9 protein-coding genes, 1 tRNA gene and 1 pseudogene (1 of these 11 cut by a window edge) are annotated in these 10,356 nt (G+C 69.1%); 7 read left to right on the top strand and 4 right to left on the bottom strand.

Going from position 1 to position 10,356, the window contains the following annotated elements; all coding sequences use genetic code 11:
- From PGN16_RS06270 to PGN16_RS06260, 3 genes and pseudogenes are all read right to left on the bottom strand, one after another.
- Positions 1-1,054 carry the 5' portion of a sensor histidine kinase gene (locus tag PGN16_RS06270; protein ID WP_335308555.1) on the bottom strand. The gene continues 314 nt to the left of window position 1, outside the view, so the window shows 1,054 of its 1,368 coding nt (coding positions 1-1,054); the start codon lies at positions 1,052-1,054; the stop codon falls past the left edge of the window.
- Positions 1,055-1,742: pseudogene (locus PGN16_RS06265) on the bottom strand (winged helix-turn-helix domain-containing protein).
- Positions 1,711-2,163 (bottom strand): PDZ domain-containing protein, encoded by a 453-nt coding sequence (locus PGN16_RS06260; protein ID WP_335308554.1) that lies wholly within the window; start codon positions 2,161-2,163, stop codon positions 1,711-1,713. The pseudogene PGN16_RS06265 and the gene PGN16_RS06260 overlap by 32 nt, the downstream one beginning before the upstream one ends.
- A 225-nt stretch (positions 2,164-2,388) precedes the next feature.
- Here PGN16_RS06260 and PGN16_RS06255 point away from each other — a divergent pair, with 225 nt between their 5' ends.
- The 5 genes from PGN16_RS06255 to PGN16_RS06235 all read left to right on the top strand — a co-directional run bounded on the left by PGN16_RS06255 (position 2,389) and on the right by PGN16_RS06235 (position 8,442).
- The gene (locus PGN16_RS06255) at positions 2,389-5,694 is read left to right on the top strand and encodes a glycosyltransferase (protein ID WP_335308553.1); all 3,306 of its coding nucleotides are present in this window, start codon (positions 2,389-2,391) and stop codon (positions 5,692-5,694) included.
- An 88-nt stretch (positions 5,695-5,782) separates the two neighbouring features.
- Complete coding sequence (locus tag PGN16_RS06250; protein ID WP_335308552.1) at positions 5,783-7,147, top strand: serine hydrolase domain-containing protein; 1,365 nt, start codon at positions 5,783-5,785, stop codon at positions 7,145-7,147.
- Positions 7,144-7,491, top strand: a complete 348-nt coding sequence (locus tag PGN16_RS06245) for an MmcQ/YjbR family DNA-binding protein (RefSeq protein WP_335308551.1) — start codon at positions 7,144-7,146, stop codon at positions 7,489-7,491. Before PGN16_RS06250 ends, PGN16_RS06245 begins: the two co-directional genes overlap by 4 nt.
- A complete protein-coding gene (locus PGN16_RS06240) occupies positions 7,475-8,341 on the top strand; it encodes a hypothetical protein (RefSeq protein ID WP_335308550.1) in 867 nt (288 codons plus the stop codon). Before PGN16_RS06245 ends, PGN16_RS06240 begins: the two co-directional genes overlap by 17 nt.
- A gap of 25 nt (positions 8,342-8,366) precedes the next feature.
- Positions 8,367-8,442, top strand: a tRNA-Thr gene (locus PGN16_RS06235).
- 3 nt (positions 8,443-8,445) lie between these two features.
- Here the strand turns inward: PGN16_RS06235 and PGN16_RS06230 are convergent.
- Positions 8,446-8,940, bottom strand: a complete 495-nt coding sequence (locus PGN16_RS06230) for an acyltransferase (protein ID WP_335308549.1) — start codon at positions 8,938-8,940, stop codon at positions 8,446-8,448.
- Positions 8,941-9,123: 183 nt separating this feature from the next.
- Here PGN16_RS06230 and PGN16_RS06225 point away from each other — a divergent pair, with 183 nt between their 5' ends.
- Positions 9,124-9,822 (top strand): endonuclease/exonuclease/phosphatase family protein, encoded by a 699-nt coding sequence (locus PGN16_RS06225; RefSeq protein ID WP_335308548.1) that lies wholly within the window; start codon positions 9,124-9,126, stop codon positions 9,820-9,822.
- A gap of 175 nt (positions 9,823-9,997) precedes the next feature.
- Positions 9,998-10,339 (top strand): SWIB/MDM2 domain-containing protein, encoded by a 342-nt coding sequence (locus tag PGN16_RS06220; protein ID WP_028965720.1) that lies wholly within the window; start codon positions 9,998-10,000, stop codon positions 10,337-10,339.
- Positions 10,340-10,356: the final 17 nt, after the last annotated feature.

The raw sequence follows: 10,356 nt of genomic DNA, 5'->3' as shown, positions 1-10,356 counted from the left end.
TCCCGAGCGCCTGCGCCAACAATTCACGGTGCACCGGCGCGACGCACGATCCAGCGCTTTCGACCGACAGCGTTCGTCCCTGATCCTCTGCAAGCGGCGCATACATTTCCGCTAGTCCTTCCAGCTCGGCGGCGAGATCGATGGTGACGAAATGCTCGCGACCGATCCCGGCTTCGGCACGGGTGATGCTGAGTGCGGTCTGCACCAGCGCGAACAGGCGATCGGCCTCCGCCAGCGCGCGATCAAGCGACTCGACCGCCGCCGGCTCGCGTACCTGCGCCGCCGCCCGTTCCAGCACGACCCGCATCCGGGTCAGCGGCGATTTCAGGTCGTGCGCGAGCCCGTCGGTGGCCATGCGCAGCTCGCCCATCAGCGTCTCGACACGCTCCAGCGCTCCGTTGATCGCCACGCCCAATGTCGCCAGTGCATCGCGCGATCCGTCCGCCGGCACCCGCGCGGCCAGATCCCCCGCCGCTACCGCATTCAGCGCCGCCAGCGGTTCTTCCAGCCGCGCGACGATCGTCCGCGCCGCGATCCACGCCGCCAGCGCCGCGAAGATCAGCGCCAGCGGCAATGCGACGCCACTCACCTGCTCCAGCATCCGCATCGCGCGCGCCTCGCCGGCGACGATCGTCCCGACCAGCAACCGCTCGCCCCCCGGCAACCGCACCGCCTCGACATGCATCGGCTCGGCGGTGTTGAGCCCGGAGCGGTACAGGGTCACCTCGGTCGCATGGCCGTCGCGCACCACGCTCGGCGGCCACGCATCGAGATTGCCGCCCAGCCAGGTGCCGTCGCGGCCGATCAGCAGCAGCACGGTACCCGGCGTCACCAGCCCGCGCGTGCGCAGCGCCACCTCGCGCCGCACCCCGGCCGCGCCGCCCGCCGCATAGCTGGCGCGCAAATCGTCGCGCAGCACCGCGACCGTTCGCTGCGCATCGGTCTGCAACTGCCGCCGCACCGCCGTGCCGATCGTCACGATCAGCGCGGCGGCGCTGACCAGCTGCAACAGGAAGACCAGCGCCGCGAACCGGAAGGTGGCGGAGCGCAACACCTAGGGATCGAGCCCGAGACGATACCCTGCCCCGCGGACGGTATGCAGCAAGGGGCGGTCGAACCCCTCATCAACCTTCTTGCGCAGGCGGCTGAGGTGGACGTCGATCACGTTGGTGCCGGGGGTCGAAATGGTAGTCCCACACGCCCTCGAGCAACATCGTGCGCGTCACGACCTGATCGACGTGGCGCAGCATGAATTCGAGCAGGCGGAACTCGCGCGGTTGAAGGTCGATCGGCTTGCCCGCGCGCTTCGTGCGCCGCGCCAGCAGGTCCATCTCCAGATCGCCGCAACGCAGCACCGTCTCCACCGCCTTGGCCGCACCGCCGCGCCGGATCAGCAGCCGGATTCGCGCCAGCAACTCCACGAACGCGAACGGCTTGGTCAGGTAATCGTCCGCACCGTTGGTCAAGCCATGAATGCGATCGTCCGCCGCGCCCAGTGCCGACAGCACGATTACGGGTGTCTCGATCCCGGCGGCGCGCACCGCACCCAGCACACCCATGCCGTCGATCCCGGGCAACATCCGGTCGAGCACGATGCAATCGTAGCTGCCGTCGGTGGCGTGGAACAATCCGTCGCGGCCATTGGCGGCGCGATCGACGACGAAGCCTTCTTCGGTCAGTCCGCGGGCAACGAAATCGGCGGTGGCATCGTCATCCTCGATCAACAGGACCTTGTTCGCCACGCCCGTCTCCCCCGCCTGCATCCAGATGCACGTCGAGTTCTCTCTTGCCGCGGCGGACACGAATGTCGAGGGTGCGGGCGAGGAAAGCGTGATCCGCTGCCTCGACACTGGGGATCGGCCGGCCGTCGACGGCCTCGATCACGTCGCCGACCAGCAGGCCGCCGCGCCGTGCCGCGCCGCTGGCTCGGATGCTGTCGACCACCACCGCCTGCCCGCCCAGCGGTGCGAGCGTCGCGCCGATCCGCTCGCTGCCGCGCGCGTTCCCGCGCCCCAGGCTCAGCGTGCGCGACCACGCCAGCCCGCCGATCAGCGCCGCCAGAATCACGACCAGCGCGAGCAACCCGATCGCGCGCACGTCGGGATCGGCACCGATCGGGAAAGCGTCGCGCGCGTGTTGTGGCCGTGGCGGCATGGTCGACATGGCATGAACCTCCGAGTTCACTGCCTAACGCGCCGCTACTCGACGCAAGATGAGCCATTTATGACCGATCGGTCATGATCGCGGATGACCGAAACGTAATCTCGTCATCACGCTATCTCCATCGATTGCCGCCTATAGCCGCGATGTTCGGGCGTCCTGCCCGTCGGGAGTTGATTCGTGATCGTGATGACCGTCGTCGCGGCGAGCCGGGTAGGTCGCTGAGCCATGGCACAACCCATCTTCTTCGATCCGACCGGTCGACGCAGCCGCCTGTCGAAGCGCGTGCTCGCGGCATTGCTGGTGGTGATCGTGATCAGCTCCGCGATTTTCGCGCTCACCCTGATCCGCGTGCCGCGTGGTCGCGATCTGGCGCTCCCGCTGCCGCAGCCGCGTGCCGCCGCGCTGCGGATCGAAAAGTCGCTGGGCGGCGGCATCGCAAGCTGGCTGCCGCACCGTCCCGCCGCCGCCGACCCGCATTCGCCGCTGTCGATCGGCTTCTACGTTCCCGGCGACGACGCCAGCATCGCGTCGCTGCGTCGGCATAGCGCCAGCCTCGACTGGGTGGTGCCGGCCACGATCAGCGTGTTCGGGCCTTCGCATAAGGTGCAGCTCGAGCCCGATCCCGCGTTCGATCGCATGATCGCCGCGATGAAGCATGCGCCCAAGGTGCTGCCGATGGTGCAGAATTTCGGCGACAGCGACTGGGACGGCGCCGGCGCCGCCGCATTGCTGCATGACCCGCGCGCCTCTGCCGATTTCGCGCGCAAGCTTGGCCGCTATGTCACGATGACGCACCGCGCCGGGCTGGTCATGGATTTCGAAACGCTGCCCGCGCAGTCGATGGGCGATTATCAGCGCTTCTTGCGCACGGTGCGCGCCGCGATGCCGAAAGGCGCGCAACTGGCGGTCACGGTGCCGGCCGAGGACGATGCCTGGCCGCTCGCCGCGCTGGCGCGCGTATCGGACCGGCTGATCTTCATGGCCTATGACCAGCATTGGGAGGGGGGCACCCCCGGCCCGATCGCCGGCCAGTCGTGGTTCGTGGATCAGGTCGCGCAGGCGATCCGCACCGTCGGCCGCGACAAGCTGGTCGTCGCGCTCGGCAGCTACGGCTATGACTGGCACGGCGACGACACCGATGCGCTGTCGATCGAGGATGCGTGGTTGGCCGCGCACGACAGCCAGGCGCCGGTCACCTTCGATCGCACCTCGGGCAACGCCGGCTTTGCCTACGACGAGGACGGACAACGCCACACGATCTGGATGCTCGACGCCGCCACCAGCTGGAACGAGCTGGTCGCGCTCAAGCATCTCGGCATCGACGACGTCGCGCTGTGGCGGCTGGGCAGCGAGGACCCGGGGTTCTGGGCGGACCTCACCGCATGGCGCACCGGCGGCACCCCGGACCTGTCGGCGCCGCGCGCGCTTCTCAATGCCGATGTCGAGGGCAGCGGCGAGATCCTGCGCATCACCGCCACGCCGACCCCCGGCGTGCGGCAGGTGACCCATGCCCGCAATGGCATCATCACCGACGAACACTATGCGGCGCTGCCGACGCCGTTCGTCGTCCGTCGCACCGGCGCGCAGAACCCCAAGCTGCTCGCGCTCACCTTCGACGACGGCCCCGACCCGACCTGGACACCGAAGATCCTGAAGGAGCTGGAGCAGGCGGGCGTCCCCGGCACCTTCTTCGTCATCGGCCAGAACGCGCTGGAGGAGCCCGGCCTCCTCAACCGCATCATCGCGGACGGTGGCGAGATCGGCAACCATACCTACAGCCACCCCAACCTCGCCGCCGTCTCCGACCGGCAGGCACGGCTGGAGATCAACACCACGCAGCGGCTGGTGGAGGCCTATACCGGCCGGCGCATGACGCTGTTCCGCGCGCCCTATTTCGGCGACGCCGAGCCGACCACGACCGACGAACTCGGCCCGGCGCTGATCGCGCAGAACCTCGGCTATACCGTCACCGGCCTGCACGTCGATCCCGACGATTGGGCGCGCCCCGGCACCGACGCGGTCGTCGAGCAGGTGCTCGATCAGGTCCATAACGCCACCCCCACCAATTCGGGGAACATCGTCCTGCTCCACGATGGCGGCGGCGACCGCTCGGAGACGGTGGCCGCGCTGCCCCGCATCATCGCCACGCTGAAGGGCGAAGGCTATCGCTTCGTCACCGTCTCGCAGCTCGCCGGACTCGATCAGGGGCAGGCGATGCCAAAGGTCGTCGGGCGCGATCTGCTCGCGGTGCGGACCGACGTCGCGATGTTCGTGGTGCTGGCGGCGATCGTCGCCGCGATCGGCTGGCTGTCGTATCTCGCGATCGGGCTCGGTATGGCGCGTGCGGTGCTGATGGCGGTGCTCGCATGGATACAGAGCCGTCGTCGTCGCGCCGAGCCGCCCGTCTATTACCCGACCGTCTCGGTCATCATCCCGGCCTATAACGAGGAGCGGGTGATCGCCAGTTCGGTCGCGCGCGTCCTGTCCAGCGACTATCCCGACCTTCAGGTGATCGTCGCCGACGACGGCTCGCGCGACGGCACCAGCGCGGCGGTGGCGGCCGCCTTCGCGGACGATCCGCGCGTGACGCTGCTCACGCTGCAGAACGGCGGCAAGGCGGCGGCGCTCAACCGCGCGCTGCTCCAGGCGACCGGCGAGGTCGTGATCGCGCTGGACGCCGACACGCAGTTCGAGGCGGAGACGATCACCCGCCTCGTCCGCTGGTTCGCCGATCCCCGGATCGGCGCGGTGGCGGGCGACGCGCGCGTCGGCAACCGCGTGAACCTCGTCACCCGCTGGCAGGCGATCGAATATATCACCGCGCAGAACCTCGAACGCCGCGCGCTCGCCGCGTTCGATGCGATGACGGTCGTCCCCGGCGCGGTCGGGGCATGGCGGCGCGCCGCGCTCGACGCGGTCGGCGGCTACCCGGAGGATACGCTGGCCGAGGATCAGGATCTGACGATCGCGATCCAGCGCGCCGGCTGGCGGGTCACCTACGATCCGCGCGCGGTTGCGTGGACCGAGGCGCCCGAGACGTTCCGCGCGCTCGCCAAGCAGCGCTATCGCTGGGCGTTCGGCACGCTGCAATGCCTGTGGAAGCACCGCTCGATCCTGCGCCGCCGCAAGCCATCGGGGCTGGCGCTGGTCGGACTGCCGCAGGCGTGGCTGTTCCAGATCCTGTTCGCCGCGATCTCGCCGCTGATCGACCTCACGCTGATCCTGTCGATCGTCGGCACCGCCTTGCGCGTCCATCAGCACGGCTGGGCGCAGACCAGCGGCGACATCAGCAAGATGGGGCTGTACTGGCTGGTCTTTACCACCGTTGAGGTGCTGTGCGGCTGGGTCGCCTATCGCCTCGATGGTCGCAAGGAGCGTTATCCGGCGTTCCTGCTGATCGCGCAGCGGCTGGTATATCGTCAGATCATGTACGGCGTCGTGATCCGCGCGATCTCCTCGGCGGTGCGCGGAATGGTGGTCGGCTGGGGCAAGCTGGAGCGGACCGGCCGCGTCGCCGCCCCGGCGCAATGATGCGCCCGTCACCCCGGCGGCGGCGTGGGGTGACGAACCACCAACTCGTGCATTGCCGCGGGTCGACGGGGATGGGATGAACGCCGCCATGCGTCGCGTCCTTCTGCTCCCCGCCCTGATTCTCCTGTCCGCCCCGTCGCTTGCGCAATCGCCGCAGTCGGTGCGCGCCGATGACCGCGCCAATTGGGTCCGTGCGGTCGCGGCCGGCTACAAGGCGGCCTTCCTGTGCGGCGGTATCTTCAACGCCGGGCGCAGCGAGCGGCAGATCGAGGCGGTCGAGCTGAAGGGCATCTATCCCGAATATGAAGAGATCGTGCCGACGCTCGCTGCGCGCGTCGATCGCCGGCGCGGCATCGTCTCTGTGACGTTCGACCGGCAACTTCCGCCCCGCTACGCGAGCTGGCAAGCCGGCCGCGGCTGCACGCTCGCGCCGATCGGCGCGGCGCCGCTGCCCGCCACGCGCACCGCCCCGCCCCCGCCGCTCGGCGCCGATCCTCGCGCATGGCCGCAGGGCGACGCGGGAATCGGCCCCCGCCCCTCCCCCGCGCTCGAACGCGTGGTGGAGCGCGCCTTTGCCGGCACCTACGGCCACGGCACCGACACACTCGGGGTCGTCGTGCTCCGCGACGGCCGCGTCGTGGCGGAGCGATATCGTGACGGCTTCGGCCCGTTCGTCGCCAACCGCACCTGGTCGGTCGCCAAGAGCATCACCGGCACGCTCGTCGGCATGAGCGGCGTCGATCCGCGCCGACCCGCCAACATCCGCGAATGGCAAAGCGCCTACGGCGTCGATCCGCGCGCCCGGATCACGCTCGATCAATTGCTGCGGATGTCGTCCGGGCTGCATAGCGACACCGCCGGCAACCGCACCGACGCGATCTATTTCGGCGGGACGACCGTCGGCGAACAGGCGACCGCCTGGCCGCTCTCGTCGCGCCCCGGCGAACGCTTCCGCTACGCCAACAACGACATCATGCTGGCCGCGCGTTCGCTCCGCGCGTCCTTGGGCGACGCCCGCTATCGCGCGCTGCCGCAACGGCTCTTCACCGCGCTCGGGATGCGCCACACCGTCGCGCAAAGCGAATGGCAGGACAATTACATCGCCTCCAGCGACATGTGGACCACCGCGCGCGATCTCGCCCGGCTCGGTCAGTTCTGGTTGCAGGACGGCGTGTGGCAGGGCCGCCGGCTGCTCCCCGCCGGCTGGATGCGCTACATGACGACGCCGAAGGGGCCGCAACCCGATCGCAGCGAAGGCTATGGCGCATCGATCTGGCTGTTCGGTCCCGGACAGGGGCTTCCCGCCGGCAGTTATTCCGCGCAGGGCAATCGCGGGCAATATGTCATGGTCGTTCCCTCGCACCGCCTCGTGATTGTCCGTCGCGGCGAAGACCCCGGCAGCGCGCGCTTCGACGTCGCACGCTTTGCCGCCGACGTGATCGCCGCCCCATGACCTTCCACGACTGGGACGATGTCGCCGCGTTCGCCATGACGCTGCCCGACGTCGCGCCATCGACGTCCTGGGGGCAGCCCGCCATGAAGGTGCGCGGCAAGCTGATCTGCTCGACCGGGCACGAACCCGGCAGCTTCCACGTCACCGCGACGCACGACGAAAAGGCGGTCCTGATCGACAGCGACCCCGATACCTTCTGGCAAACCCCGCATTATGCGAACTGGCCGGGCTTGCTGGTTCGCTACGGCAGCCGCGATCCCGAGCGCGTCCGGGCGGTGATCGCCCGCGCGTGGTGGGACCGCGCGACGCGCAAGGCGCAGGCGGCCTATGGCCCCCGTCCCTGACCGCTTCACGCACTTTGCGGCGATCGACTGGTCCGGCGCAAAAGGCGTTCGTCACAAGGGAATTGCCGTCGCCTGTTGCGACGCCGGCCGCGACGCCCCCGTCCTCATCGCACCGCCCGACGGGGCCAGCGCATGGTCGCGCGCCGCGGTGCTGCAATGGCTGCTCGCACGCCGCGACGAGCCGTTGCTGGTGGGCTTCGACTTCAGCTTCTCGGCCCCGTTCGTGGCGCGCGGCGCGCATCTGCCCGGCGAAACCGAAACGCCCGATGCCCGGGCATTATGGGCCTATGTCGATGCGCACGCCGCCGATGCGGATCTGGGCGCCGCCTCGTTCCTGGAGGCGCGGCGCGGCCGGCACTTCTATCTCGGTGCTGCCGACGGGACGAAGCGGGACTTCCTGCACTGGCGCGTCTGCGAGCAACGCGGCAACGGCACCACCAAGCCATCGACCGTCTACGACGCGATCGGTGCCGCGCAGGTGGCGAAGGCCAGCTTCGCCGGGATGCGCCTGCTGCATCATCTGGAGGGACGGATAGCCATCTGGCCCTTCGATCCCGTTCCCGCCCGAGGCGCATTGGTCGTCGAAATCTATACCGCGATCGCCGCCCGCGCGACCGGTTTGCGCCGCGGGCTCAGCAAGATCCGCGACGCCGGCGCGCTCGATGCCGCGCTCTCGGCGCTGGGCAGCGCCCCGCACGCGCCCCTTTCCACCTACACCGACCACGCCACCGACGCGATCATGACCGCCGCCTGGCTCCGCGACAATGTCGGCCGCGACGACCTGTGGCGTCCCGCCGCCATGTCCGCCGCCGTTGCGGCGACGGAGGGCTGGACCTTCGGCGTCACCTGACGCATGGAGGGCGCCGTCACGGCTGGCCGGTTTAGCTCAGATGGTAGAGCAGCGGTTTTGTAAACCGAAGGTCGCGGGTTCGATCCCTGCAACCGGCACCACCTTCAATTCGACGTCGCGGCCTCATCCAGGTCGAGGGTCTTCACCCGCGCCGGCACACCCGCGACCATTGCGTTCGGTGGCACATTCTCCCGCACCAGCGCGCCCGCAGCGACGATGCTGCCGCGTCCGATCGTCACGCCGGGCATGATGACGCACTGGCATCCAATCCACGCGCCGTCCTCCACGACGATCGGGGCCGCTTTGACCGCCCCTGCACGCCGCGCCGGCTCCCCGACTTCATGGTCGGCGGTGACGAACAGCGTGTGGTGCCCGACGACCACATTGTCGCCCAGCACCACCGGCGCACTCAGGTCGAAATAGCAGCTACGGTTGATGAACACCCGGCTTCCGATCCGCAGGCGATAGCCGTTGATCCGGCACCCGCCCTTGATGGTCGGTCCATTCCCGCAACGCATGGAGATCAGCCGGTAAAGGTAAGCCCGCAACCGCGAGCTGAACGGGTCGTCCGGCAGAGTCGAAGCGACGGCATTGACCATCGCCACCCACCATGCGCGCACCGTCGCTCCCAGCATTATGTTTCCCTGTCGTTGGCGGACGTTTCGTCCGGCATGGAATCGGCACCAGGCATTTGCTGGATTCCATGGCCGGGGTCCACCGCTATCGTCGGCGCGCTCGACCGCGCTGCAACCCGCGCGCGGCTCGCTCGTTGCGGCAGGGCAATGATCCTGAAAGTCGCCAGCTACAACATCCGCAAGGCGATCGGCACCGACCGCCGCCGCAGCCCGGAGCGCGTCCTGCAAGTGCTGCGCGAGGTCGACGCCGACATCGTCGCGCTTCAGGAGGCGGACCGTCGCTTCGGTCAGCGCGCGGCGGTCCTCACCCCGCATCTGCTGGAGGAGCATAGCGACTGGCAATCGGTCGGGCTCGGGATGCGGGCGACCAGCATGGGTTGGCACGGCAATGCGATCCTGGTGCGCAAGGCCGCCCGCATCCTCGATTGCGAACAATTGCACCTGCCCGCGCTGGAGCCGCGCGGTGCCGTGCTGGCGGAGATCGCGATCGGCGGCGCCACCGTCCGCGTCATCGGGATGCACCTCGATCTGTCGGGGCTGTGGCGGCGGCGGCAGGCCGCGGCGATCCTCGCGCATGTCGGCTCCAGCGCGCACACGATGCCGACGGTGATGATGGGCGACCTGAACGAATGGACGAGGGCGTCCGGCTGCCTGCGCGACTTCGGCACCACCTTCCGCTTCGCCGATACCGGTCCCAGCTTCCACGCCCGCCGTCCGATCGCGCGACTCGACCGGATCATGGTCTCGCCCGAACTGCGGATCGCGGCGTGCGGCGTCCATCAGTCCGCCGCCGCGCGCGTCGCGTCCGATCATCTGCCGATCTGGGCGGAACTCACGCCGCCATGAGCGTCGTCGCCGACGATCCGGGCCGCCCCGCGCCCGCCGGAGCCGGGCCTGCGACCTTCCGCCGCGTCCTTCCTTGTGTACGGGCGCAAAAGCCCTGATAAGACGGCGTCAGGATGAACTTGCGCTGCACCCGGGTGTTGCGCCATCCAACAGCAGTTCAGGAAGGGAGCTTAGCATGGCAAAGTCTGCGGAGAAGCGCGGCAAGGACGAGACCAAGGCTGCGGAAAAGAAGGTCAAGGCGACCGGCAAGCCCGCGGGCGGCGCACGCGGCGGCATCACCGCTCCCGTCACCCCGTCGGCCGATCTCGCCGAAATCGTCGGCAAGAACGACCTGCCGCGCAGCGAGGTCGTCAGCAAGGTGTGGGAATATATCAAGAAGCACGATCTGCAGGACGCCAAGGACCGTCGCCAGATCAACGCCGACGACAAGCTGGAGAAGATCTTCGGCAAGAAGTCGGCCAGCATGTTCGAGATGAACAAGTTCCTCAGCGCGCATCTGACCGCGCCGAAGGGCTGACCCGTCCGACGCGCGCT

The sequence above is a fragment of the Sphingomonas phyllosphaerae genome, assembly GCF_036946485.1.
Lineage (GTDB): Bacteria > Pseudomonadota > Alphaproteobacteria > Sphingomonadales > Sphingomonadaceae > Sphingomonas > Sphingomonas phyllosphaerae_E.
This window is presented reverse-complemented; position numbering and strand designations above follow the sequence as displayed.